Source organism: Nitratireductor aestuarii, assembly GCF_014641695.1.
GTDB classification, from domain to species: Bacteria; Pseudomonadota; Alphaproteobacteria; order Rhizobiales; family Rhizobiaceae; genus Chelativorans; species Chelativorans aestuarii.
In genome coordinates this window covers 736,779-760,342 of record NZ_BMIF01000001.1, presented here as the reverse complement: position 1 = coordinate 760,342, position 23,564 = coordinate 736,779, and the positions used below count along the sequence as shown (strand labels likewise).

General features: G+C 60.2%; 25 protein-coding genes. 13 read left to right on the top strand and 12 right to left on the bottom strand.

All coding sequences use genetic code 11. From position 1 onward, the window contains the following. Positions 1 to 216 (bottom strand): transposase (locus IEX27_RS21645; protein ID WP_373869854.1); only part of this gene is annotated, 216 nt, incomplete at its 3' end. 34 nt (positions 217 to 250) lie between these two features. Between IEX27_RS21645 and IEX27_RS03675 the strand changes: the two genes are divergently transcribed. The 6 genes from IEX27_RS03675 (at position 251) to IEX27_RS03650 (ending at position 7,715) form a co-directional block, all read left to right on the top strand. Then, positions 251 to 1,375 carry a hypothetical protein gene (locus IEX27_RS03675; protein WP_188719553.1) on the top strand — a complete coding sequence of 375 codons (1,125 nt, stop codon included), beginning with the start codon at positions 251 to 253 and terminating at the stop codon, positions 1,373 to 1,375. A 256-nt stretch (positions 1,376 to 1,631) separates the two neighbouring features. Beyond that, positions 1,632 to 2,030: a type III secretion system chaperone gene (locus IEX27_RS03670; RefSeq protein ID WP_188719552.1), complete on the top strand. Its 399-nt coding sequence runs from the start codon at positions 1,632 to 1,634 to the stop codon at positions 2,028 to 2,030. 26 nt (positions 2,031 to 2,056) lie between these two features. Continuing rightward, a complete protein-coding gene (locus tag IEX27_RS03665) occupies positions 2,057 to 4,174 on the top strand; it encodes a hypothetical protein (RefSeq protein ID WP_188719551.1) in 2,118 nt (705 codons plus the stop codon). Positions 4,175 to 4,429: 255 nt separating this feature from the next. Then, positions 4,430 to 6,232 carry an acetolactate synthase 3 large subunit gene (locus IEX27_RS03660; protein ID WP_188719550.1) on the top strand — a complete coding sequence of 601 codons (1,803 nt, stop codon included), beginning with the start codon at positions 4,430 to 4,432 and terminating at the stop codon, positions 6,230 to 6,232. Between the two features lie 128 nt (positions 6,233 to 6,360). Continuing rightward, the gene (ilvN, locus tag IEX27_RS03655) at positions 6,361 to 6,933 is read left to right on the top strand and encodes an acetolactate synthase small subunit (protein ID WP_188719549.1); all 573 of its coding nucleotides are present in this window, start codon (positions 6,361 to 6,363) and stop codon (positions 6,931 to 6,933) included. Positions 6,934 to 7,118: 185 nt separating this feature from the next. Beyond that, on the top strand, positions 7,119 to 7,715 hold the full coding sequence (locus IEX27_RS03650) for a LysE family translocator (protein ID WP_188719548.1): 597 nt from the start codon (positions 7,119 to 7,121) through the stop codon (positions 7,713 to 7,715). Between the two features lie 79 nt (positions 7,716 to 7,794). On the opposite strand, the gene IEX27_RS03645 is transcribed toward IEX27_RS03650, so the two are convergent. The 6 genes from IEX27_RS03645 to purC form a co-directional block, all read right to left on the bottom strand. Further along, entirely contained in the window at positions 7,795 to 8,028 is a 234-nt protein-coding gene (locus IEX27_RS03645; RefSeq protein WP_188719547.1) for a BolA/IbaG family iron-sulfur metabolism protein, read from the bottom strand. 182 nt (positions 8,029 to 8,210) lie between these two features. Beyond that, the gene (gene purL / locus IEX27_RS03640; protein WP_188719546.1) at positions 8,211 to 10,421 is read right to left on the bottom strand and encodes a phosphoribosylformylglycinamidine synthase subunit PurL; all 2,211 of its coding nucleotides are present in this window, start codon (positions 10,419 to 10,421) and stop codon (positions 8,211 to 8,213) included. Positions 10,422 to 10,466: 45 nt separating this feature from the next. Further along, the gene (locus tag IEX27_RS03635) at positions 10,467 to 10,898 is read right to left on the bottom strand and encodes a hypothetical protein (protein WP_244630199.1); all 432 of its coding nucleotides are present in this window, start codon (positions 10,896 to 10,898) and stop codon (positions 10,467 to 10,469) included. Further along, positions 10,895 to 11,563, bottom strand: coding sequence for a phosphoribosylformylglycinamidine synthase subunit PurQ (gene purQ, locus IEX27_RS03630; RefSeq protein ID WP_188719545.1), 669 nt, complete (start codon positions 11,561 to 11,563; stop codon positions 10,895 to 10,897). Before purQ ends, IEX27_RS03635 begins: the two co-directional genes overlap by 4 nt. Positions 11,564 to 11,607: 44 nt before the next feature. Further along, on the bottom strand, positions 11,608 to 11,850 hold the full coding sequence (gene purS / locus IEX27_RS03625) for a phosphoribosylformylglycinamidine synthase subunit PurS (RefSeq protein ID WP_188719544.1): 243 nt from the start codon (positions 11,848 to 11,850) through the stop codon (positions 11,608 to 11,610). 78 nt (positions 11,851 to 11,928) lie between these two features. Next, positions 11,929 to 12,723, bottom strand: a complete 795-nt coding sequence (gene purC / locus IEX27_RS03620; protein ID WP_188719543.1) for a phosphoribosylaminoimidazolesuccinocarboxamide synthase — start codon at positions 12,721 to 12,723, stop codon at positions 11,929 to 11,931. Between the two features lie 229 nt (positions 12,724 to 12,952). Here purC and IEX27_RS03615 point away from each other — a divergent pair, with 229 nt between their 5' ends. From IEX27_RS03615 to IEX27_RS03605, 3 genes are read left to right on the top strand one after another with little or no spacing between them, the layout of a single operon-like run. After that, positions 12,953 to 13,270 carry a DUF1476 domain-containing protein gene (locus IEX27_RS03615; RefSeq protein WP_188719542.1) on the top strand — a complete coding sequence of 106 codons (318 nt, stop codon included), beginning with the start codon at positions 12,953 to 12,955 and terminating at the stop codon, positions 13,268 to 13,270. A 3-nt stretch (positions 13,271 to 13,273) separates the two neighbouring features. Next, positions 13,274 to 14,053 (top strand): HpcH/HpaI aldolase family protein, encoded by a 780-nt coding sequence (locus IEX27_RS03610; protein ID WP_188719541.1) that lies wholly within the window; start codon positions 13,274 to 13,276, stop codon positions 14,051 to 14,053. A 27-nt stretch (positions 14,054 to 14,080) separates the two neighbouring features. Next, positions 14,081 to 14,623 carry an MOSC domain-containing protein gene (locus IEX27_RS03605; RefSeq protein ID WP_188719540.1) on the top strand — a complete coding sequence of 181 codons (543 nt, stop codon included), beginning with the start codon at positions 14,081 to 14,083 and terminating at the stop codon, positions 14,621 to 14,623. 21 nt (positions 14,624 to 14,644) lie between these two features. On the opposite strand, the gene IEX27_RS03600 is transcribed toward IEX27_RS03605, so the two are convergent. Then, positions 14,645 to 15,193, bottom strand: a complete 549-nt coding sequence (locus IEX27_RS03600) for an RBBP9/YdeN family alpha/beta hydrolase (RefSeq protein ID WP_188719539.1) — start codon at positions 15,191 to 15,193, stop codon at positions 14,645 to 14,647. 196 nt (positions 15,194 to 15,389) lie between these two features. Here IEX27_RS03600 and IEX27_RS03595 point away from each other — a divergent pair, with 196 nt between their 5' ends. Next, the gene (locus tag IEX27_RS03595) at positions 15,390 to 16,187 is read left to right on the top strand and encodes a VOC family protein (protein WP_188719538.1); all 798 of its coding nucleotides are present in this window, start codon (positions 15,390 to 15,392) and stop codon (positions 16,185 to 16,187) included. A gap of 132 nt (positions 16,188 to 16,319) precedes the next feature. Here the strand turns inward: IEX27_RS03595 and purB are convergent, their stop codons facing one another. The 4 genes from purB to IEX27_RS03575 form a co-directional block, all read right to left on the bottom strand. Then, on the bottom strand, positions 16,320 to 17,627 hold the full coding sequence (gene purB / locus IEX27_RS03590) for an adenylosuccinate lyase (RefSeq protein ID WP_188719537.1): 1,308 nt from the start codon (positions 17,625 to 17,627) through the stop codon (positions 16,320 to 16,322). A gap of 139 nt (positions 17,628 to 17,766) precedes the next feature. After that, positions 17,767 to 18,492, bottom strand: coding sequence for a DUF2259 domain-containing protein (locus IEX27_RS03585; RefSeq protein WP_188719536.1), 726 nt, complete (start codon positions 18,490 to 18,492; stop codon positions 17,767 to 17,769). A 61-nt stretch (positions 18,493 to 18,553) separates the two neighbouring features. Continuing rightward, a complete protein-coding gene (locus IEX27_RS03580) occupies positions 18,554 to 19,564 on the bottom strand; it encodes a P1 family peptidase (RefSeq protein ID WP_188719535.1) in 1,011 nt (336 codons plus the stop codon). After that, entirely contained in the window at positions 19,564 to 20,646 is a 1,083-nt protein-coding gene (locus IEX27_RS03575) for a branched-chain amino acid ABC transporter substrate-binding protein (RefSeq protein WP_244630198.1), read from the bottom strand. The genes IEX27_RS03580 and IEX27_RS03575 overlap by 1 nt, the downstream gene beginning before the upstream one ends. 213 nt (positions 20,647 to 20,859) lie before the next feature. Here IEX27_RS03575 and IEX27_RS03570 point away from each other — a divergent pair, with 213 nt between their 5' ends. From IEX27_RS03570 to IEX27_RS03560, 3 genes are read left to right on the top strand one after another with little or no spacing between them, the layout of a single operon-like run. Next, positions 20,860 to 21,360, top strand: coding sequence for a flavin reductase (locus tag IEX27_RS03570; protein ID WP_188719534.1), 501 nt, complete (start codon positions 20,860 to 20,862; stop codon positions 21,358 to 21,360). A 15-nt stretch (positions 21,361 to 21,375) separates the two neighbouring features. Next, positions 21,376 to 22,305, top strand: a complete 930-nt coding sequence (locus tag IEX27_RS03565; RefSeq protein WP_188719533.1) for an AAA family ATPase — start codon at positions 21,376 to 21,378, stop codon at positions 22,303 to 22,305. Continuing rightward, positions 22,305 to 23,540: a vWA domain-containing protein gene (locus tag IEX27_RS03560; RefSeq protein ID WP_188719532.1), complete on the top strand. Its 1,236-nt coding sequence runs from the start codon at positions 22,305 to 22,307 to the stop codon at positions 23,538 to 23,540. Before IEX27_RS03565 ends, IEX27_RS03560 begins: the two co-directional genes overlap by 1 nt. Positions 23,541 to 23,564 lie beyond the last annotated feature (24 nt).

Genomic DNA, 23,564 nt, shown 5'->3' with positions numbered 1-23,564 from the left:
GAACGTAGATACCGCAGGTAAAGCACTATCTTCTTTGGCTCTCTTTACCCACTTGCGAACGAGATTGGCGTTGACGCCGTGCTCCAGAGCTAGACGCGAAACCGAAACGCCGGGCTCTAAACACGCTGCGACAAGCCGATCTCGGGAGGCAGGGTCATATCGACGGCGGCCGTCGCGGCCAACAAGCCGCACCTGCAGTTTAGGAGTATCGTCCATGATTTGGTGTCCACCTCTTTTTGGTGGACACTTCATGCATCAGAGCACTGCGCTTCAGAAGGTGCACAGAAATTCGCGCTTACTGTTGAACGAGGCCTCCTACTACGTCTCAGACAAGGATCTGTATCGGGGAAATGTGATAGGATTGCCAGTATTTGGCGGTACCGTTCGTATGCAAAGTGGCGGGATCGGATTGGTATTCAAGGAGCCCAAAGATGGGCCATCCGCCAAAGACCTTGTTGGCTTTATGCGCAGAATGGAAGGTGTAGAGTTACTCGGGAAGAGTAATAGCATTGATCTGCGTACGCTCATCCTGAAGGACCTTTTGAGTGGTGCCTCATTTATTGAGGGTCATCCCTTCACCAACGCGGGGATTTCGATACGCACGTTCGATCTGGCGAATGTCACGATCGGAACGGATAATATAGCGCGTGTTTCTCTCAATATGACGGGTTATTCGCCGAATGAAGCGCAGCCTGCGGGATCTCAGTACAGCACTCCGACGGAGGTACTGAGGTCTGCACCCCCGGAAAGCCAGCTCGGCCCTAAGATCAATGATCGGTTCGAGGAAAATGTATATTCGGGACCCATTATCACGGAGGTGTCGGATGACGAGGAGGTCAGCTATGCTGACGTAATAGATCCTCTGTTGCACTCTCCTGGCATTTCGGAGGATTCCGATAGGGCAGTTGTATCGTTTGATGATGTCTCCCAGGCATCCGCCACGCCCTCGGAGTCATTGTTGATGCCGTGGGCCCTTCTGGGTTCGCTTTTTGGGCCAGACGCCTTTGCCTCTAATCCGCAGATCGGCGAGCTGGCGGCCGCACTCGCCCCGGGTGGCAGGCTATATGGTCAACGACTGCAGGAAGTTCTCAAGCATGATGCGTTCAAGCGTATCGCTCTTCGGGAAAAGGAACTTCGCGATGACTTGGGGAAGCTCATCAAAGAGTCGCGCACAACGGAGGCGGACAAAAAGCTCAAGAAGCTGGAAGCTAAAGAGGACAAAAAGCTCAAGAAGCTGGAAGCTAAAGAGCCTGCAGTGCAATCGTCAGAGCAGCAACTTCAGGTTGTGAAGTCGAAAACCAAGCAGGGATTGGCCTCCAGGATACGTCGCACTTTCAGTGGTCAGGTTAAAATTAGTAAGGACGCCACCAACTGAATGCTGCCGAGCTGGGCGCGATATCGCCCAGTTCTGCGTGACCAGACCAGAATTTCCTCAGGCTGTGCCGCCCTTGCATTCGGTCGGCGCGGCTTTTTTGTTACTGGTTTCGGACCAAACTTCGTCCGGTCAATTCAACCCGTCCGGGCCGGAACGCGTTATGTACCAAAAATGACAGTTACGATCTCAGTGGCCGTATACCCTAAACTATCAACGTTTGAAAAGTTTGCGCAGACGGAGCGGTGAGGGGCATACAATGGCAGAAGAACACAAGCTGGTCGAAGAGCTTATTCAATCTGCCCTGCCTGAGGCGTTCGCCGCCAAACAAGTCGAAAAGGTCGAGGATGCATGGAAGATCCTGATCGGTGACCACCTCCTGACCGTCGAGGTTGAGGACCGTGTCCAGCGAATATGCCTATCCGTCCAGTCAATGCATGATGTGGGGGAGCTGACGCGGGATCGGCTGATCCTGCTGATGCAGTACTCTTCCCTGTGGCGCATGACAGATGGGGTTTACTTCGCCCTTGATGAAAACGAGCAGCCGATCATGATGTCATATTTCAACTTCGTTGAATTGAATCAGCCATCAGTCAGAAGCATCATTTTCAATTTACTCGATAAATTCAGCATTTGGTCGGATGTAATCAATTCATAAAGCAAACAATTTTTAGGGGTGGTGCTGTGTCCGGTTCAATCATCAACAAAGCCTTCGGCGTCCGCAGCGGTGATCCAGCAGATTTCTGGAACAAGGCTGCTCAGTTCGCCGATCACGAACACGGCAATCTTCTTGATCTGATTGATGGTCCGAACGGTCAGCTCATCATCACCTACAGGAAAAACGACCGCACCTGCTGGAGTCGCGTCAGGGATTTCGCGCACTGCCCCAAGAAGTCCATCGTCGAGACCAGGCTGCGGGTGACCGATCGCATCCGCGAGCGTCTGGATGAACTTCGACAGGAGACCGGTTACGTCCTGCCGCGGAAGGCTCACTCAAAGCTCTTTGGCTCGCGGAAATACCGGGACGTGACCGTTGGAGACATGCAGGACCTGGTCAGGACCATCAAAGACAACGTCAAGCTCCAGCCTGATGGCGTTGGAGCTGCCGCCTTCTCACGCGATCAATGGTCGAGGATCGTCGAAGCGACCCGGGTAATCGTCAAGGAATCCATATCCATAGCCGGCGCCCAAGAGCCGAGTGCGATGGAGAAGGTGCGGACGCACTTGAGGGGCCATCTTCCGGGATGGATGGCCAACCGGCTGATTGCCGTCCTGAACAAACTGGCCAGTTGTTCGTCATTCTTCAAGAACCCTGGCCTTCACGCTGCGGTGCTGCTGGTCAGTGTCTTTGGCATCGGAGCAAGCGCCGGAGTAGGGATAGCCGTGGTAACCGCTGTCACATCGCTCGGTCTCTATGCTGCATTTCACGTCTACCAGGCTGCCAGGCAGACCCCCGAAATGCAGGAAGCGAACTTTGTCCAGAATCTCGCCAAGGCGTGGGGCAATGAGTTCAACGAGGGGCGCATTCACCAACCCGGCGACTGCAACTGGAACCTGATGCTACTGTCGAATGGCGAGCGCTTCATCTCCGACATTCTGAGCTCCGTCTACAACCACGGTCAGCGGACGAACCGGGACGAACTGCGCAGTTACTTCCGTCTGGCCTTCAGGCAAGCCGCCGATGACTGCCGGCCGGTCAAACTCATTCATCGTGAATCCCGAGTCGCGGATCTCAAGCTGGAGCTTGGCCGCACCAAGTACAGGGAAGGCAAGAAGTATGTGGAAGACGCGGGTCACCGGACGGTGGATGGCGTGCTGTGGAGGACGTTTTCGCGGGAGACGAACAAGGATCGCAAGATCGTCGTGCGGGAATTCATCGCTCTCAGCAATGACCCGATCGAACTTCGCCTGCAGAACAACCGGGTGTGGGACAGGATCAGTTTTCTCCAGGAGACCAAGGCTCGGGGCGAGGAAGCCAAGCTTGAAACCAAGCTCAATCAATCGCTGACGGGCTACATTGGCGCGGTCAAACTGCCAAACGGCTCCGTTGCCGAAATTTATCGGGATGACAGTCGCCTGCTCAAGCTTTCGGATGTTCACCGGTGGGTTGATTGGCTGGGCGCAAATCCGAAGGTGAAGCATTTCAAATACGCGGCAGAGATCAGGGACCTTCTGGTGAGAGAGGAGGCTCAACTGAGAAACAACCTCGTCCAGACGATCGGGATCCCGGAGGAGCTCCTGACCCATGATGCGTTTCGGGTCGGCAAGCAGGGGCAGGTGCTGTTCAATCTGAGTCTGGTTGAAGAATGGGCTTCCAACACGGATTCAAAACGCCAGCTTTCAGGCCTCAACTCGAAGCGATCGTCAATGTTCAGCGATGGCTCTTTTGCCTCCACCTCGCGTGCGACGTTCGACAGCGGATATACGGGTTCAGTGCTGACGTCGTCCTCCACCACGTCCAGCAGTTCAGCGACTACCGCCGTCACGCCGACGGACGTGGATGCCAAGATGGAAGAGAAGTTGCGGAAGAAGCTTGCGGACCTGCTGAACACCAGACCCAAGGGTGACGTTCCAGAAGCGACCTTGACCAGCGCATCATCCGAGGCCGCAACCGCGGTAGCCGAGAAGACCGGCAAGAAGCGAATGTCCTTCTTCGGGAAGTCGAACCGCGCTGACGACAAGCCGGGGCAGGTCAAGGCCGACAAGGGAAGCAGGGCGGTAGATCGCACAGGCTATTTCAACCCCACAGAAGAAGCAGCGTGGTTCATCCAGACCGGCGGCAAGTTAAACAAGCCGGTCTAGATCCGGTGCAGGCGGTGAGGGGCCTTGCTCTATCTCGCAGATTCCGGATTGACAGACCAAAAGCACTGCCATTAATGTCGCCGCCATGACAACGAACATTCTTCTCGTGGTGGGTAGGCACATGGGCAAGGCGGCGTAGCCGCCAGGCATCAGCCGCTCATGTGCAAACAAAGGCTCCTTCGGGGGCCTTTTTTATTGTCGATTTGCCAGAAATGGCAGTATTAGGTCCGTGGATCAAATGGGGCAGGAAAGCAGATGAATGCACAAGCGCCAGCGCCCAAGTGGCAGGAGACAAAAATGCAAGAGATGACGGGCGCCGAGATGGTGGTACAGGCGCTGAGGGACAACGGTGTAAAGCACATTTTCGGCTACCCCGGTGGCGCCGTCCTCCCGATCTATGACGAGCTGTTTCAGCAGGAAGACATCGAGCACATCCTTGTTCGTCACGAGCAGGGCGCTGGCCATGCTGCCGAGGGTTACGCCCGGTCTACCGGAAACGTCGGCGTGATGCTCGTCACCTCCGGCCCTGGCGCCACCAATGCCGTCACGCCCCTGCAGGACGCGCTGATGGACTCCATCCCGCTCGTCTGCATCACCGGCCAGGTTCCGACTACGCTGATCGGCTCGGACGCATTCCAGGAATGCGACACCGTCGGCATCACGCGTCCCTGCACCAAGCACAACTGGCTGGTTCGCGACGTCAACGAGCTGGCGGCCATCCTGCACGAAGCTTTCCACGTTGCCAGAACGGGGCGTCCGGGACCTGTCGTCGTCGACATCCCGAAGGACATCCAGTTCTCTACGGGGACCTATACGCCGCCGCAGACCGCACCCCGCACCAGCTACCATCCGCGCGTCCATGGCGATGCGGAAGCCATCAAGGCTGCGATCGAGCTGATGAAGACGGCCAAGCGCCCGGTCATCTATTCCGGCGGTGGCGTCGTCAACGCGGGTACTGAAGCCTCGTTGCTGCTGCGCGAGCTGGTCAACCTGACGGGCTTCCCGATCACGTCTACGCTGATGGGCCTCGGCGCCTATCCGGCCTCCGGTGAGAACTGGCTCGGCATGCTGGGTATGCATGGTACTTACGAAGCCAATATGGTCATGCACGACTGCGACGTGATGCTCTGCATCGGCGCGCGGTTCGACGACCGTATCACCGGTCGTATCGACGCGTTCTCACCCAACTCGAAGAAGATCCACATCGACGTCGATCCGTCCTCGATCAACAAGAACGTCCGCGTCGATATCCCGATCATCGGCGATGCCGGCACGGTGCTCGAGGACATGGTTCGCCTTTGGCGGGCGACGGCAAAGGCCGACAAGGATGGCCTGAAACCCTGGTGGGATCAGATCAACCGGTGGCGCAGCCGCAATTCGCTGGCCTACAAGCACAGCGACGACGTGATCATGCCGCAGTACGCGATCCAGCGTCTCTACGAGCTGACCAAGGACCGCAAGACCTACATCACGACGGAAGTCGGCCAGCATCAGATGTGGGCGGCGCAGCACTTCGGCTTCGAGGAGCCGAACCGCTGGATGACTTCCGGAGGTCTCGGCACGATGGGTTACGGCCTGCCGGCGGCACTTGGCGTTCAGATAGCCCATCCGGACGCGCTGGTCATCGACGTTGCCGGTGACGCATCTGTCCAGATGACGATCCAGGAGATGAGCTCGGCCGTTCAGTACAACGCGGCTATCAAGATCTTCATCCTGAACAACCAGTACATGGGCATGGTGCGCCAGTGGCAGCAGCTGCTCCATGGCAACCGCCTGTCGCACTCCTACACGGAAGCGATGCCGGACTTCGTGAAGCTGGCTGAAGCCTACGGCTGCCATGGCATCCGTTGTGACAAGCCGAGCGAGCTCGACGCCGCCATCAAGGAGATGATCGAGACGCCGGGACCGGTGATCTTCGATTGCCGCGTGGCGAACCTCGCCAACTGCTTCCCGATGATCCCGTCGGGCAAGGCGCATAACGAGATGCTGCTGCCGGACGAGGCAACGGACGAAGCCGTCGCCAACGCCATCGACGAAAAGGGCCGGATGCTGGTTTAACATCCAGGGACCAATGGTGTCGGCCAGCGATATACCGAGGGCCGACGCCGAACGTGACACGGGGAGCGCCTGCCGCCTATCAAGCGAGCAGGGCACTCCAGGGGCAAAAGCTTTTCCGAGAGAGTAATATGAGCGCTCACCTACAACCGACCGGCTCCGCCTACTTCATTACCAAGGAAACTTCCAAGGCAGAGAAGCGTACGCTGGCCGTGCTGGTCGACAATGAGCCTGGCGTGCTTGCGCGCGTCATCGGCCTGTTCTCCGGCCGCGGCTACAACATCGACAGCCTGACTGTTTCCGAAACCGAGCACGAGCAGCACCTGTCGCGCATCACCATCGTGACGCATGGCACGCCGAACGTCATCGAGCAGATCAAGCATCAGCTCGAGCGCATCGTTCCCGTGCATCGCGTTGTGGACCTCTCCGAAGTTGCGCAGGAGCGCAATCAGGACAATCCGCTCGAGCGCGAACTTGCGATGATCAAGGTGAAAGGCAAGGGCGACGCCCGTGTGGAGGCACTGCGCCTCGCTGATGCTTTCAGGGCGCATGTCATCGACGCCAACACCGAGCACTTCATCTTCGAGATCACGGGACGAGTTTCCAAGATCGAGCAGTTCATCGCGATCATGAAGCCGCTCGGCCTCGTGGAAGTGTGCCGCACCGGTGTGGCCGCCATGAATCGCGGTCCGGAAGGCCTCTAAAGCAACAGTAGTTCCGGCGGCGACATATTCCTGCCGGAACTATTCTACATCTTCAGCGCGAACCTTCCCTCCGGGGAAGGGGAGCGTCACTAGATCATCGTTTTAACGCAATTCCGGACGGAAAACCGGCCCCACTTTTCCTGGAATTGCTCTAGTTCCAACCTGAAATTTCCCAAGGTTCCCCGTTGCAGTCCGAGACTTTCGCAGCATTGCTGGTCTTTTCGTTCGTCTCGTCGATAACGCCGGGACCGAACAACTTCATGCTGCTCGCTTCGGGAGTGAATTTCGGGTTCAAGCGCAGTATCCCGCACATGCTGGGCATCGGCATTGGCTTTGCCTCACTGCTGCTGGGGGTGGGTTTCGGGCTTGGCGCATTGCTCACCGCCTATCCAAGCATGCACTTTGGATTGAAGGTCGCCGGTGGTGCCTACCTTCTTTACCTCGCCTGGCGGATCGCCATGTCCCGCTCCATGGGCTCCGGCAAGCAAGAGAAGCAGCGGCCGATGCGCTTCATCGAAGCTGCCGCATTCCAGTGGATCAATCCGAAGGCCTGGGTGATGGCCGTCACCGCGATGGCGCTCTATACGGACCCGCAGACGCCCTTCGTGTCCGTGCTACTGGTGACGCTAGCGTTTGCACTCGTCAACCTGCCCTGCGTCTCCAGCTGGACTGCCTTCGGCATGGCGCTCCGAGGCTTCCTCTCCGATCCGGTACGTCTCAAGTGGTTCAACATCGTGATGGGTGTTTTGCTGGCGCTGACGCTCTGGCCGATGCTGGCTTAAGCGATAGCAAGTTCTTCAAAAGCAAAGCGCCGCCGTGAGGGACACGGGCGGCGCGGAAATCAGCAAATACGAGAGTAGATCAGTCGGGTACGCTGGTCTGAAGCGCAAGGGCGTGCAGTGCCCCGCCCATGTTGCCCTTCAGCGCCTCATAGATCATTTGATGCTGCTGTACCCGGCTCTTTCCACGGAAGCTCTCCGCGACGACTTCGGCGGCGTAGTGGTCACCATCGCCGGCAAGGTCGCGAATCGTCACCTTGGCATCCGGGATGCTCTCCTTGATGAGGCGTTCGATCTCTTTAGCGTCCATTGCCACCAGAAAATACTCCTTCTTTCAACGAGTCGGAGAATGCCGCGAATGGCAGGGAAAAGCAAACCAATGCAGCGGTGATTTCCCCACAGCAAAGGCGTGGGGGAGCCGTTGGATCTCAGCCTTCGCGCCAATGAAAAACGGCGGGACAGAGCCCGCCGTCGATCGAGATTTTATAAGCTGCTCGGCTAGTGCGAAGCACCATCCATGAAGGCCGGGAACCAGCCATCGTGCGAGCTCTTGAGCGCTGCAACGGAGACCGCCTTTGCGTCGCCAAGCTTCACATCCGTGCCACCGGTGACACCGATTACCTGAACGCCGACGCCATCGGTCGCGAGCTTCGCTGCCGTACCCTTCGGGGCGGTCAGGACGTAACGGCCCTGATCCTCACCGAAGAAGGCTGCGATCGGAGAGGCGTTCTGCGGCTGGTCGATCGTTGCACCGATGCCGGAGGCGATCGCCATCTCGGCAACGGCAACAGCAAGGCCACCATCGGAGATGTCGTGCGATGCCGTCACAATGCCATCAGCGATCAGCTTGCGGACGAAGTCGCCGGTCTTGCGCTCGTGCGCGAGGTCAACCTTCGGGGCAGGGCCGATCTTCTTGCCATGCAGCTCGCGCAGATAGGCAGACTGACCAAGGTGTGTGCCCCATTCCTCGGATGCGCCGACGAGCAGGATTTCTTCGCCTTCGGCGGCGAAGCGAACGCGTGCCATGCGCGACCAGTCTTTGATCAGGCCAACGCCACCGATGGTGGGCGTCGGCAGGATGCCCTGACCAAGCGTCTCGTTGTAGAGTGAGACGTTGCCGGAGACGATCGGGAAGTCGAGCGCGCGGCAGGCTTCGCCGATGCCTTTGATGGCGAAGACGAACTGGCCCATGATCTCAGGACGCTCAGGATTGCCGAAGTTCAGGTTGTCGGTCGATGCGAGCGGCAGCGCGCCGCTGGCCGTCAGATTGCGCCAGCACTCGGCCACAGCCTGCTTGCCGCCTTCGTACGGATCGGCTTCGCAGTAGAACGGGTTCACGTCGGAGGAGAAGGCCAGCGCCTTCTTCTCGCTGCCCTCGACACGGACAACACCGGCGTCGGCACCCGGAAGCTGCAGCGAGTTGCCCTGGATGAGCGTGTCGTACTGCTCCCAGACCCAGCGGCGGGACGAGAGGTTCGGCGAACCCAGTAGCTTCACCAGAGCGTCAGCCACGTCGGCCTGCGGGATGTCTGCATCGGTCAAGGCCGCGGCTGGCTTCGGCTCGACCCATGGACGGTCGTATTCCGGAGCCTCGTCGCCGAGTTCCTTGATCGGGAGGTTGGCAACTTCCTCGCCCTGATGGAAGACGCGGAAGCGCAGGTCGTCGGTGGTCTCGCCAACGATGGCGAAGTCCAGACCCCACTTGCGGAAGATGGCTTCGGCTTCTTCCTCCTGCTCCGGACGCAGCACCATGAGCATGCGCTCCTGGCTCTCCGAGAGCATCATCTCGTAGGCGGTCATGCGCTCTTCGCGTACCGGAACCTTGTCGAGGTCGAGGCGGATACCGAGGTCGCCCTTGGCGCCCATTTCCACGGCCGAGCAGGTGAGACCGGCTGCACCCATGTCCTGGATGGCGATGACGGCGCCGGAGGCCATCAGTTCAAGGCAGGCTTCCAGCAGGCACTTCTCGGTGAAGGGGTCACCAACCTGAACAGTCGGGCGCTTCTCCTCGATGGTCTCGTCGAACTCTGCCGATGCCATGGTTGCGCCGCCGACACCGTCGCGGCCGGTCTTGGCACCGAGGTAGACGACGGGGAGGCCAACGCCTTCCGCCTTGGAGTAGAAGATCTTGTCCGCGTCAGCGAGGCCTGCAGCGAAGGCATTGACGAGGATGTTGCCGTTGTAGCGCTCGTCGAACTGCACTTCACCGCCAACGGTCGGAACGCCGAAGGAATTGCCATAGCCGCCAACGCCTGCAACGACGCCGGAAACAAGGTGCCTGGTCTTTGGATGGTCAGGCTCACCAAAACGCAGCGCATTCATGGCAGCGATCGGACGCGCGCCCATGGTGAAGACGTCGCGCAGAATGCCGCCCACGCCCGTCGCCGCACCCTGATAGGGCTCGATGAAGGACGGATGGTTGTGGCTTTCCATCTTGAAGATGACCGTCTGGCCGTCACCGATATCAACGACGCCCGCGTTTTCGCCCGGGCCCTGGATGACCTGCGGACCGGAGGTCGGAAGCGTGCGCAGCCACTTCTTCGAGCTCTTGTAGGAGCAATGCTCGTTCCACATGGCCGAGAAGATGCCGAGCTCGGTGAAAGTAGGCTCCCTGCCGATCAGGTCGAGAATACGCTGATATTCGTCAGGCTTCAGCCCATGCGCGGCCACCAGCTCCGGGGTGATGGGGATCGCGTTCGGGATGCTCATTACGCTTCAACCTTTCAAAGAAATAATTCGCGCTTTTCCTGCCGGTCAGGCGACGCATGCCTGTGAGCCCGTCGACCAACGCCGGATATCCTGCTCGATACGGCTGCCGACCGGACCCTGGGTCAGGGGACCATAGGTTTCAATTTTCGCCGGGCTGCCTTGAGCCTCTACGACGAGGACCGGCAAGCCATACTGGCTATTCTTCTTCAACAGCAGCAGGCGAGGGCGCCCGTATTGCGTATCCAGTTCCGGGATCAGCCGGAGACCCGCGAAAGCCGGGTCCTTGGACCGCATCCAGCAGGTCGCCGCCTTGCTGTTGATTGCCTGAAGCGTTGCGATCGCCGCTGCCTGTCCCGTCTGAGGGGCCTCTACGGGGCTCACCTTCTCATCCCGGCACCCGGCGACAGCCAGGGCAGCCAGAAGAACGGCGGCGCAGCCAAGCAGTCCGGCCCGAACGGGAAGAGGCGATCGGCTCACGCAGCTTTTCCCAGAACGCTCTCAAACAGGCCCCGACCGTCGGAACCACCATGGGCGGCTTCGATCAGGTTCTCGGGGTGCGGCATCAGGCCAAGCACGTTGCCGTTCTCGTTCATGACGCCAGCGATGTCGTTGATCGAACCGTTCGGATTCGTGCCGTCGGCGTAGCGGAACACCACCTGGCCGTTGCCTTCGATCCGCTCAAGCGTGGCGGCATCGGCAAAGTAGTTGCCGTCGTGATGGGCTACCGGGCAGCGGATGATCTGGTTCGGCTGATAGGCGTTGGTGAAGACGGTGTTCGCGTTGGCGATCTGCAGCTTCACTTCGCGGCAGACAAACTTGAGCGATGCATTGCGCATCAGAGCGCCGGGCAGAAGGCCAGCCTCAAGCAGGATCTGGAAGCCGTTGCAGACGCCGATGACCTTGACGCCCTTGGCAGCCTTTTCGGCCACGGCCCGCATCACGGGCATGCGTGCAGCGATCGCGCCGCAGCGCAGGTAGTCGCCATAGGAGAAGCCGCCGGGGATGACGATCAGATCGACATCGGGCAGGTCGGTGTCCGTCTGCCAGACGGTGACTGGAGCCTTGCCGGAAATCTTCGTAAGCGCGGCGATCATGTCGCGGTCGCGATTGAGGCCCGGGAGCTGGATGACTGCAGATTTCATGGCATTCGTTCCAGAGTGTTTTGGGGGAGCCGGGTGTCTGGCAATCAGCCGATGCTGATGCTGAAGTCTTCGATCACCGTGTTGGCGAGAAGCTGTTCGCACATCTTGCGAAGGGCTTCCTCAGCCTTGGCCGGATCGGTTTCCTCGAGCACGACATCGAACACCTTGCCCTGACGAACACCGGCAACACCGGCAAAGCCAAGCCCGCCGAGCGCGCTTTCGATCGCCTTGCCCTGAGGGTCCAGGACGCCATTCTTCAACGTAACAATAACACGGGCCTTGGTCACTATGCCTACTCCAAAGAAGATACCGAGGCGGCTCCGGCGGCCTTGAAGAAGGCGGCCGGAGCGGCAGTCATCAGATGCTTAGTGGCGCGTCTCGCCATCGTCCGGCTTGGACGTCACCAGAACCGGGCTTGCAGGCTTGCCGTTGTCGTTCTCGTTCATGATGCCGAGACGACGGGCAACTTCCTGATAGGCTTCGACGAGGCCACCCATGTCGCGACGGAAACGGTCCTTATCCAGCTTGTCCTTGGTCGCGACGTCCCAGAGGCGGCAGGAGTCCGGAGAGATCTCGTCGGCGAGAACGATGCGCATCATCTCGCCTTCCCAGAGGCGGCCGCACTCGATCTTGAAGTCGACGAGCTGGATGCCCGCGCCAAGGAAGAGGCCGGAGAGGAAGTCGTTGATGCGGATGGCGAGCGACATGATGTCGTCGAGTTCCGGCGGGGTCGCCCAGCCGAAGGCCGTGATGTGCTCTTCCGAGACCATCGGGTCGTTCAGGGCGTCGGCCTTGTAGTAGAACTCGATGATCGAGCGCGGCAGGACAGTGCCTTCTTCGAGACCAAGGCGCGTAGCGAGCGAGCCGGCAGCGATATTGCGGACCACGACCTCGAGCGGGATGATTTCCACTTCCTTGATCAGCTGCTCACGCATGTTGAGGCGGCGGATGAAGTGGGTCGGGATGCCGATCCGGTTCAGGTTTTCGAAGATGTGCTCGGAAATACGGTTGTTGAGAACACCCTTGCCGTCAATGACCTCGTGCTTTTGCGCGTTGAACGCAGTCGCGTCGTCCTTGAAAAACTGGATGAGGGTACCAGGCTCCGGGCCTTCATAAAGAATTTTGGCCTTGCCTTCATAGATGCGGCGGCGACGGGTCATAGCGTTAACTCTGGGTTTGGGTGCCGGTCTTCAAATGGTGATCATAGCCTGACTCGGCAAGATAAATACGGCCAGTGCGGCTCTGCGGGGCTCTTAGCGCAAATGCGGTCCCATCTCAATCACCATTTGCGTTAATCAACCGTCATGCGGCAAGATGCGTACTTCACTTGACCGAAAGAGCATCTTCGGCTTCGCTGTAACTGGGGCTAACGAGTTGAGGGATACTCCCATGACCACTCTCAAGGAACGTGAGGAAGCCTTTGAACGGAAGTTCGCGCATGATGAGGAGACAAAGTTCAAGATCATCTCGCGACGCAACAAGCTCCTAGGCCTCTGGGCCGCCGCGCTGCTTAACAAAGCTGACGCGGACGCCTATGCCAAGGAAGTCATTCTGGCAGAGTTCGAGGAGGCGGGGGACGAAGATGTCTTCCGCAAGCTGCGCGCTGATTTCGACGCCGCCGGTGTTTCCGTGTCGGATGAGGAGCTTCGCACCAAGATGGTGGATCTCCTGAGAGATGCAACCCTTCAGATCAATCCTCCGGTGTGATCCATGCAGAAGCTCGCTGAACGTCTCTTACGCGGTGAAAACATCATTACCGCCTGGTCTGGCATCGCCGATGCCTCCACGGTGGAAGCGGTCGCCACGCTCGGGTTCGATGCTGTGACACTCGACATGCAGCATGGCGCTCACCACGAGGGGAGCGTTCAGCAGGCGCTTCAGCCCATCATCGCCCAGCGCAAACCTGCGCTCGTGCGGATACCCGTCGGGCGGTTCGACATGGCAAGCCGCGCTCTCGACTTTGGTGCCGAGAGCGTCATCGCTCCGATGATCAACTCGATCGAGGATGCCCGAAGGTTTGCCGCCTCGATGAAATATCCGCCCGTGGGCGAACGCTCCTGGGGACCGCATCTCGCCATGCATCGGGTGGGAAGTTCCAGTGCGCAGGAATGGCTTGAGCAGGCGAACCGCAAGACCGTTGCCTTTGCGATGGTGGAGACGCGGGAAGCCTTTGCCATCGTCGATGACATCCTGGCGGTTGATGGCATTGATGGGGTGTTCGTCGGGCCGTCTGATTTTTCGATCGCCTGGTTCCGTGGCGCGCGCATCGATCCGTTGAGCGAAGACATCATGGAGGCAATCGCGACCATTGCGGAGCGTGCAACGGCGGCGGGCAAGTTCGCCGGGATATATGTCACGGATCCCCATACCGTCGGGCGCTTCCATGGTATGGGCTACCGGCTGTTTGCGATCGGCAATGAACACGTTTATATGGCGCAGGGCGCCAACAATCTTCTCTCTGCCGCGCGCGAAAGCCTGCCCAAGGCCTGAGCGAACAACCCTACGATCGTGAAATTCATGAATGCCAGCGTCATTGCGGTCGCGTCATCGCCGCGCCACAGCTTTACGAAGCCCGTCCAGCTTTTTATCAACCTTCTGGCGGGGCTAGGGGTGGAGAGTGACGCGCATGCCGGCGAGACCGTCATGCACCGCTACGCAAAGGCCAAGGACCCGACGAAGCCTAATCTGCGGCAGGTGCATCTTGTCCATCAGGAGTTGCTGGATGAGCTGAAAGCCACCGGCTTTGAAGTCTACCCTGGCGCGATAGGTGAAAACATTACGACGCAAGGCATCCCGCTTCTTGATCTGCCGACCGGCACGATCCTGCGGATCGGCCCGGAAGCCGTGGTAGAGGTCACCGGCCTGCGCAGCCCGTGCAAGCTTCTTGAAAATTTCCAGAAGGGGCTGATGTACGCGCTGATCGACAAGGCTGCTGACGGCCGCGTCATCCGCAAGAGCGGCGTGATGGGTGTCGTCCGTCAAAGCGGTGCGGTACGGTCGGGCGATGCAATTGTCGTGGAATTGCCACCGGAGCCGCACCGCCTGCTTGAGGTGGTGTGATCAAGAGGGGCCGAGCGCCCCTTATAGCTTCGCCATGAAGTGAGCGAAGGCGAGGCTTCCCTCCGGCCACGGACCGTAGCCCGCATCGGTGTTGATGTGGCCGGCTTCGCCGGCATCCATCAATAACGCGCCCCAGGCTTCGGCCAGTTCTTCCGCCACCTCGTATGCGCCGTAATGGTCGTTCCGGCTTGCAACGAGCATGGTCGGGAAGGGCAGGCGTTCGCGCGGGTAGGGGCCGAAGGTCATGAAGTGCTTCGGCCGGATATTCGGGTCTGCCACGTCAGGTGGAGCGACCAGGAAGGCTCCGGCAATCTTCGCGGTGATGTGCGGGACGGCGTGGATGATCGTCGGAACTGCGAGCGAATGGCCGACGAGTACGAGCGGCTTTTCGGCTGCATTGGCCTCAGCAACGACCGTGGCGACCCATTCTTCCAGGACAGGCTTCAGCCAGTCGCGCTGCTCAAGCCGGCGCGCGGACGGAATGCGGTTCTGCCAGCGCGTCTGCCAGTGTTCGGGTCCGGAATTGCCGTAACCCGGTACGATGAGAATGTCTGCGTCTCTTGCTTTCATGATTTCGGCTTTACCCACCTCTGCCCGGCGGTGCAACAGCGGTATCCACACTCATTGTTTCCGGATGATGAACACGTTGTTCCGGTTGGAGGTATTGCACAACAGGGTCGACACCGACAAATGACGGTGAGAAAATCAGACGAGCGTCGCTTATCAACATACGGCCCGCTCCATTTCGGCTGGAGGCCTTATCCAAATGACAAACCTGCCTTTTGCTGCGACCACCCCGGTCAGCATCGCTGGCGTGGGGCTGAAGGCCCGCGACGCAGACGCTCTTGCTTCCTATTATCGCGAGTTGCTGGGGCTGGAAGAACTTTCCCGCAGTGTTAGCGAAACTGTACTCGGCGCTGGCGACCAGAAGCTGCTGACGATCGAGGAAGACAAGGCCCTAAAGCCGGACAATCCGCGTGACGCGGGTCTCTTCCACACGGCCTTCCTGTTTCCGGAGCGCGCAGATCTCGCCCGCTGGGTGCAACGCGCGATCCAGAAACGCCTGCCGGTTGATGGCGCGTCCGATCATCTGGTCAGCGAGGCGATCTACCTGACCGACCCCGAGGGCAACGGCATCGAGATCTACTCCGACCGTCCGGCTGACCAGTGGCAATGGGTATCCAGGGAAGTGGAGATGAAGACGCTGCCGCTGGACATCCGCAACCTTATCGAGACGCCCGGCGGCGATCAGCCCTATGACAAGGCTCCAGCGGGTACGGTCGTAGGCCACGTCCACCTGCGCGTGGGCAATCCCGCCGAGGCAGAGCGTTGGTGGAATGAGACCATGGGTTTTGACACTACAGCCCACTACGGCGTGCAGGCCGTGTTCCTCTCAACGGGCGGCTACCACCACCACATCGGCGCCAACTCCTGGCAGAGCGCTGGCGCTGGACGGCGCGACAATGGCCGTAGCGGACTGTCCTGGGTTGCGCTGAAGGGACCAGCCGAGAAGGCGGGCGAGACGCTTGAAGATCCTTGGGGCACGGTCATCAGGACCGTGTAGCCCTCACTCAACTCCGGCTACAGGACCCTCATGCTGAGCTTGTCGAAGCACGAGGGTCTTGTTTCACTGCTCCCCCCCCCTTCGTGGTTCGACAAGCTCACCATGAAGGGGTGGGGGAGACGCAACTCAGTCTTATGCTTCGCCGAAGACGCGCTTGAAGATCGTGTCGACGTGCTTGGTGTGGTAGCCGAGGTCGAACTTCTCACGGATTTCCTCTTCCGAGAGAGCTGCACGGACGTCCTTGTCTGCAAGCAGTTCCTCAAGGAAATCAGCGCCCTGTTCCCAAACCTTCATGGCGTTTCTCTGCACCAGACGGTAGGAATCCTCGCGGCTGACACCAGCCTGGGTCAGCGCCAGCAGAACGCGCTGGGAATGGACGAGACCCCGGAACTTGTTGAGGTTCTTCTCCATGTTCTCAGGGTAGATCACCAGTTTGTCGATCATACCGGTGAGGCGTGCGAGCGCGAAGTCGAGCGTCACGGTGGCGTCTGGGCCGATCATGCGCTCGACCGAGGAGTGGGAGATGTCGCGCTCGTGCCAGAGGGCAACGTTCTCCATTGCGGGCAGGGCGTAGGCGCGGACCATGCGGGCGAGACCCGTCAGGTTTTCCGAAAGAACCGGATTGCGCTTGTGCGGCATCGCCGACGAGCCCTTCTGGCCCGGCGAGAAATACTCTTCGGCTTCCAGAACCTCGGTGCGCTGCAGGTGACGCACTTCGATCGCAAGGCGCTCGATCGACGAGGCGATAACGGCCAGCGTCGCGAAGAACATGGCGTGACGGTCGCGCGGGATGACCTGCGTGGAGACCGGCTCCGGCTTCAGGCCCATCTTCTCGGCAACGTGTGCTTCAACGCGCGGATCGATGTTGGCGAAGGTGCCAACAGCGCCGGAGATGGCGCAGGTGGCGATCTCTTCGCGGGCGCGCTCAAGACGCTCCCGACCACGCGCAAATTCAGCATAGGCCTGAGCCAGCTTGATGCCGAAGGTGACCGGCTCGGCGTGGATGCCGTGGCTGCGCCCGATGGTGACGGTGTCCTTGTGCTCGAAAGCGCGCTTCTTGATCGCAGCAAGCAGGGCGTCCATGTCCTTCAGAAGGATGTCGCTCGCACGCACAAGCTGGATGCTGAGGCAGGTGTCGAGCACGTCCGACGAGGTCATGCCCTGGTGGACGAAGCGGGCTTCCGGGCCAACGATTTCGGACAGATGCGTCAGGAAGGCGATGACGTCGTGCTTGGTCTCGCGCTCGATCTCATCGATGCGGTCGATGTCGAAGGTGGCGGGTCCACCCTTTTCCCAGATGACGCGGGCGGCTTCCTTCGGCACCACGCCAAGTTCTGCGAGCGCGTCAGTGGCGTGAGCTTCGATTTCGAACCAGATCCGGAACCTGGTCTCGGGCGACCAGATTGCGGCCATTTCAGGACGCGAGTAGCGCGGGATCATTGGCTTTCCTACCGTTTGTGAGGGGTTGGCAGGGGTTTAACAGACGGGGCTGCCCTGTCAACGCGCCGGGCCTCCTAACCACAGGGCAGAACCGCAATTTGAACTGCACGATGTGATCTAAGGCAGCTTTACCGTGAAACTAGTACTTTCCGGTGACCGCGATATAGCGATGATCCGGGCCCTCGAAGCCTCCGGCGCGCACCGCAAGGATCACCGCATAGACCGGGTTTCCGCCTTCCGGATAAAATGTCTGAACACCCGCCAGCTGGTAGCCCAGCGGACAGCCGCGGCTTGATGGAACCGACTTGTCGTCGTGGAGCAGCTGTGTCTCCGCGCCTGGTTCTGTGCCGATCCGCAGGAGGCGGAAGCCGACCCGAGGGCCGAACAGCTCGCAGTTTTCCGGCGCGTCCATCACCTTCTCTTCGAGGGTGAACGCAAGCGGTGCGTCGATCGGAGGGAAGACGGGACGAGGGTTGACCGTAATGCGGTGGGGATCTGTCGACAGTTCCGTTACCGGATTTAGGCCAACCGTATAACCCTGGTTCCGCCGCAGGATATCGTCTGAAATGATTGATTGCGCTTTAGTTTTCACCTCGTCGCGAACGGCATCGATGGTTGCCTGTTCGTCATCAAGCCTCACGCGGACCGGCGTGTCGGGCAGGAACTTGTCCGTCTGCGTATCGATGTAGAAGCGATTGGCGTAGGGGAAGCCGGAGCCATCCTGCACGCCATACTCTTCGAAGGCGAAGATCTTGCCGTCCTCGCTGAAGCCAAGGATTTCCAGCGTGGCCGTGTCGCCGCTTCTGGCTGGTGTGAGGGTGAGGGCGGTCAGGGCTACGGCAATGGCAAGGCGTGCAATAGACATGGAGAACTCTCCCGTAAGTTGATCAACCTTGCCACAGGTTTGCCGAGGGGGAAATATCGGTCTAGCGCTGCTGACGGCGCTCGCTCCAGGTGGGAACGAGATCGCGTTCCTCAGGCGTGGCATGGAAGACGCCACGTGCGATGGCGCGCGCCATTGTGGCGCCTGCCGCCGCGTAAAGCTCGATATAGTCCGCCTGATCCAGAACTTTTTCGGTCCGCCCGGTCGCTAGGCTGAAGACGAGGTCACCGTCGAGCGGTGTGTGTGCCGGCCAGATTGCGCGGGTGAAGCCGTCGTGGGCCGAGATTGCGAGGCGCTTGGCTTCCGCCTTGGTGAGCTTGGCATCCGTCGCGATGATGGCGATGGTCGTGTTGGCGATCGCAGGCGTTGCCTTGCTGCGCAAAGTCTGGGCGTTGGCAGGGATCGGAGCGGGCCAGCCGAGGCCACCGAACTCCTCGCCGATCTCGAAGGGTGCGGCCCAAAAATGGTCCGTATCGCCGACAGTCACGCTGCCCAACGCATTGACGGCTACCAGGGCCCCGATGGTGATGCCGTTTGGCAGCACCGTCGAGGCGGAGCCCAAGCCCCCTTTCATGCCGACGATAGTCGCGCCGGTTCCAGCACCAATAGTGCCGAGCGGGAAAGCGCCGGTGGCTGCATTGATGGCTGCCTCGTAGCCAAGCTCGCGATAGGGGGAATAGCGGCCCCAATCCTTGTCGCCGCCGTTGGGCAGGTCGAACAGGATGGCTCCGGGAACGATCGGGACATTGTAGCCTGCTACGGTGAAGCCTAGGCCTTGCTCGCGTAGTGCCGCCTGGACGCCCGAAGGAGCGTCGAGCCCGAAGGCTGAACCACCGGAGAGCGTGATGGCATTCACAGCCTGCACCAGCGTGTGAGGTTCAAGAAGATCCGTCTCGCGGGTGCCCGGCGCGCCGCCCAGCACCTGCACGCCTGCCACCGCCGGTTCCTCACATACGACGACGGAGACGCCCGACTTCAGGCGCTGGTCCTGCGCGTTGCCGACCTTCAGGCCTGCAACATCGGTGATGAGATTGAGCGGACCGGACTTGAACATCAATTTCCCCCCTCAATGAATTCGGTGCCGTCGTAGACATAGAGCTGATACGGGTTCACAGTCAGATCGCCATTGGCGTTGAAGCGTATCTGACCGATGGCCGTGTCGAAGCTGAAATTCCGCAATTGGTCTACGACCGGCTTGCCAGCTGCTTCCGCCGCGCGGATCGCGCCAGCCGCAACATCCACCGCAGCATGGCCCAGCATCGTATAGCCTTCCGGGACGATCCCAGCCTCCTTGTACTGGTTCAGGACCTCGGGAGACGCGAGGTTCTCCCAGAGCGGTGGCCCCACCATCAGCACGCCCTCCGGCAGATGAATGGAGTCTTCCTCCGAACGCAGCGCCTCACCTCCTGCCAGCACCACGTCGTAGTTCAGCTTGCGGGCATCGCGGGCGATGATCGCCATGTCATAACGGTCGCCGCCGACGAATACATGGGTGGCGCCGGACCGGCGCAGACGGCCGACGAGGCCGATCTGGTTGTCCATCTGGGGACGGAATGTATCAAAGAGAACCGGCTCAAGCCGGGCGAGCTCTGCTTCGGCGCGCAGGTTCTCGGCCAGTTCGCGGCCATAGATGGTGCCGTCATCGATGATGGCGAAGTGCTTGTTCCGCCAGGCCTGCACAAGAAGACGCGCAACCGCCCTGGGCTCGTCATCAAGGCGGGGTCCCAAGCGCCAGATCGGCCAGCCGGTGCGGACCCGCGCATCGGTGAGACGTGGCGTACGCAATGGTGTCAAAACCGGAAGGCCGATTTTCGTAAGCTCCGGCATCGCGGCTTCGATCGCAGGCGTGCAGAGGAAGCCGATGACCATGGAGACGTCGGCCTGCGCCATCACATGGGCGGCTTGTTCGCCGCCTTCCGCGGTGCAGCCGTCATCGACTTCGATCAGCTCGATGTCGCCGTCCTTCGCCGCCATGCGCGCGCCGTTGACGAACTGTTCGCCAAGAAGCTGGAACGAGCCGGAGAGTGGCGCCGCAAGCCCGATCCTGATCTCCTGCGCATGAGCGCCCGACACCATTGCTGAAAGCAATAGCGCTGACCCCGCCCAACGCAGCGAATGATGTATGAAACTCAGCACCGTGCCGCACCCACTTAACTCTGCCTCACTGGTAAAGGCTGTAAGGCTGCGGTGCAACAACCTAGCGCTTCCACTTTCCGGTGTAACCCGCGTGAGCAGCGAAACGTCCGGCCTAGGATTAGCCCACCCGATGTGCCACGCTCCTCCACCGGAACCACGGGCGCTTGCAACAAAGCTGGCCGCACCTATCTAGATTCCGAATGAGGATTGCCTTTGCTCAAGACCAACGAAATCTCTTCCCAGCACTACCGCGATGCGATGGCACATTTCGCGGGGGCTGTTCACATCGTCACCACCGATGGCGCGGCAGGAAAGCGGGGCGTGACGGCAATCGCAGCCTGTTCTGTGTCAGACCAACCGCCCACCATTCTCGTCTGCCTGAACAGGCTCAATCCGCATAACGAGCCATTTCTCGAGAACTGCGTGTTTGCGCTCAATACGCTTTCCGCCGGCCAGCGCGAACTCTCCGATGTGTACTCCGGAATGACGGGGGTGCCCAACGAACAGCGCTTCGAGCATGGCGAATGGGAGACGCTTTCGACGGGTTCGCCTGTGTTGAAGGGATCACTCGCGGTCCTCGACTGCGAGCTTGTGGAAGCGAAGGACATGGCCACGCACCGGATCTATTTCGGACGCGTGACAGGCATTCGCATAGGCGATAAGTTGCAGCCGCTCCTTTACCATGACCGCAAATACCGCGTTCTGGCAGAATGAGGATCAGGGGTCCGGATGACGACGACAGCGGCGCGAGTGCTACCACAAAGCATAGATGAAACCCTGGAGCTGCTGGCATCCGGCGGTTACGTAGGCGACCGGGCGTTGGCCACGGTTCTTTTCCTCAGCCTCAAGATGAAGCGGCCGCTCTTCCTCGAAGGTGAGGCGGGCGTCGGCAAGACCGAGATCGCCAAGGTTCTCTCCGAAACGCTCGGACGGCGGCTGATTCGGTTGCAGTGTTACGAAGGTCTCGACATTTCCTCGGCGGTCTACGAGTGGAACTATGCCGCGCAGATGATCGAGATCCGCATGGACGAGGCGTCGGGCATCGCCGACCGAGATGCGATGGAGAAGAACGTCTTCTCCGAAAAGTATCTGATCCGCCGTCCGGTGCTGGAAGCGTTGAGCGGCCTTCCGGGCGAAGCGCCTGTATTCCTCATCGATGAACTCGACCGCACGGATGAAGCCTTCGAGGCGTTCCTGCTCGAAATCCTGTCGGACTATCAGGTGACCGTGCCGGAGCTTGGCACCATCAAGGCTGCCGAACCGCCCATCGTCATCATCACCACCAACCGAACGCGCGAGATCCACGACGCACTGAAGCGCCGCTGCCTCTATCACTGGGTCGATTATCCCAATGCTGAGCGCGAGCTGGAAATCGTCTCGGGGAAGGTTCCGGATGCCAATGCGCAACTTTCGCGCGAGGTGGTCGCCTTCGTCCAGAAACTGCGCCAGATCGATCTTTTCAAGGTGCCGGGCGTGGCCGAATCCATCGACTGGGCAACGGCGCTGACGGAACTCGACAAGCTGGCGCTCGATCCGGAAGTCGTCTCGGACACACTGGGCGTGCTGCTCAAGTATCAGGATGACATCGCGCGCATCCAGTCGGGCGAGAGCGCACGTATTCTCTCCGAGGTGAAGGCCGAGCTGGCGGACGCGGGGTGATGGCGGCCGACCCGAACGGCAAACTTGCCGACAACATCGTCTATTTCGCGCGCGCCCTGCGCAAGGCGGGGCTGCGTGTCGGTCCCGGCAGTGTGGCCGATGCGGTTTCTGCCGTGCTGGCTGCGGGGATCAGCTCTAGAGAGGACTTTTACTGGACGCTTCACGCGGTTCTGGTGAACCGCCACGAGGACCATACGGTCTTTGATTCGGCCTTCCACATGTTCTGGAAATCGCGCGGGCTTGTCGAGAAACTGCTCGCCATGCTGTCTCCAGTCGCTCCGGCAACGAAGGAGAAGGAAAAGCCTGCGGCGGGCGAGAAGCGCGCGAGTGATGCGCTGATGGGGCAGGAGGAAAACGACCGATCGAAGTGGGAAGAGATCGAGATCGACGCCCGTTTCAGTCTCTCGGCCAATGAAGTTCTACGCTCCAAGGACTTTGCGCAGATGTCGGCGGACGAGATCATTGCCGCGCAGCGCGCGATGGCCGAGCTCGTGATGCCGCGCGATATGGTGAAGACTCGCCGGTTCCGCACCGATCCACGCGGGAGCCGCATCGATCCGCGCGCCATGATGAGGACGGGCCTCAGGACTGGCGGCGACATCATCCTGCCGCGCTTCCGCTCCACCCGCGAGATCCATCCGCCGCTCGTGATTCTCGCCGATATCTCGGGCTCCATGAGCCAGTACTCGCGTATCTTCCTGCACTTCCTGCATGCGCTGGCGGAAAAGCGGCGCAGGGTGCACAGCTTCGTGTTCGGCACGCGGCTGACCAATCTCACGCGCCAGCTTCGCCACCGCGATCCTGACGAAGCGCTGGCGGATTGTGCGGCAGCGGTGCAGGACTGGTCAGGCGGAACGCGCATCGGCGAAGCAATCGGGACGTTCAACCGGCTCTGGTCGCGCCGCGTATTGGGGCAGGGCGCTGTGGTGCTGCTCATCACCGACGGGCTTGAGCGCGACGATATCGAGACACTCTCCCGCGAGATGGAGCGACTGCACAAGTCCTGTCGCAGGCTCGTCTGGCTCAATCCGCTGCTGCGCTATTCAGAGTTCCAGCCGCGCGCGCGGGGCATGCAGGCCATGCTGCCGCATGTGGATGAGCTCCGTCCCGTGCACAGTCTCAACTCGCTTGCGGATCTATGCTCCGCGCTGGGGCAGGACGCGCCCAGACCGCGCACGGTAATGCAGCCCAAGGGGTTGGCAGTTGCACATGGTCGGCATCATATTGAACCATGATGACAATGCGTCGCCATCATGTTC

Coding starts and splice junctions, on each gene's coding strand:
- IEX27_RS03675 (WP_188719553.1), top strand. CDS start 251: ATGCATCAGAGCACTGCGCTTCAGAAGGTGCACAGAAATTCGCGCTTA.
- IEX27_RS03670 (WP_188719552.1), top strand. CDS start 1,632: ATGGCAGAAGAACACAAGCTGGTCGAAGAGCTTATTCAATCTGCCCTG.
- IEX27_RS03660 (WP_188719550.1), top strand. CDS start 4,430: ATGAATGCACAAGCGCCAGCGCCCAAGTGGCAGGAGACAAAAATGCAA.
- ilvN (WP_188719549.1), top strand. CDS start 6,361: ATGAGCGCTCACCTACAACCGACCGGCTCCGCCTACTTCATTACCAAG.
- purL (WP_188719546.1), bottom strand. CDS start 10,421: ATGAGCATCCCGAACGCGATCCCCATCACCCCGGAGCTGGTGGCCGCG.
- purQ (WP_188719545.1), bottom strand. CDS start 11,563: ATGAAATCTGCAGTCATCCAGCTCCCGGGCCTCAATCGCGACCGCGAC.
- purC (WP_188719543.1), bottom strand. CDS start 12,723: ATGACCCGTCGCCGCCGCATCTATGAAGGCAAGGCCAAAATTCTTTAT.
- IEX27_RS03615 (WP_188719542.1), top strand. CDS start 12,953: ATGACCACTCTCAAGGAACGTGAGGAAGCCTTTGAACGGAAGTTCGCG.
- IEX27_RS03610 (WP_188719541.1), top strand. CDS start 13,274: ATGCAGAAGCTCGCTGAACGTCTCTTACGCGGTGAAAACATCATTACC.
- IEX27_RS03605 (WP_188719540.1), top strand. CDS start 14,081: ATGAATGCCAGCGTCATTGCGGTCGCGTCATCGCCGCGCCACAGCTTT.
- IEX27_RS03600 (WP_188719539.1), bottom strand. CDS start 15,193: ATGAAAGCAAGAGACGCAGACATTCTCATCGTACCGGGTTACGGCAAT.
- IEX27_RS03595 (WP_188719538.1), top strand. CDS start 15,390: ATGACAAACCTGCCTTTTGCTGCGACCACCCCGGTCAGCATCGCTGGC.
- purB (WP_188719537.1), bottom strand. CDS start 17,627: ATGATCCCGCGCTACTCGCGTCCTGAAATGGCCGCAATCTGGTCGCCC.
- IEX27_RS03585 (WP_188719536.1), bottom strand. CDS start 18,492: ATGTCTATTGCACGCCTTGCCATTGCCGTAGCCCTGACCGCCCTCACC.
- IEX27_RS03580 (WP_188719535.1), bottom strand. CDS start 19,564: ATGTTCAAGTCCGGTCCGCTCAATCTCATCACCGATGTTGCAGGCCTG.
- IEX27_RS03565 (WP_188719533.1), top strand. CDS start 21,376: ATGACGACGACAGCGGCGCGAGTGCTACCACAAAGCATAGATGAAACC.
- IEX27_RS03560 (WP_188719532.1), top strand. CDS start 22,305: ATGGCGGCCGACCCGAACGGCAAACTTGCCGACAACATCGTCTATTTC.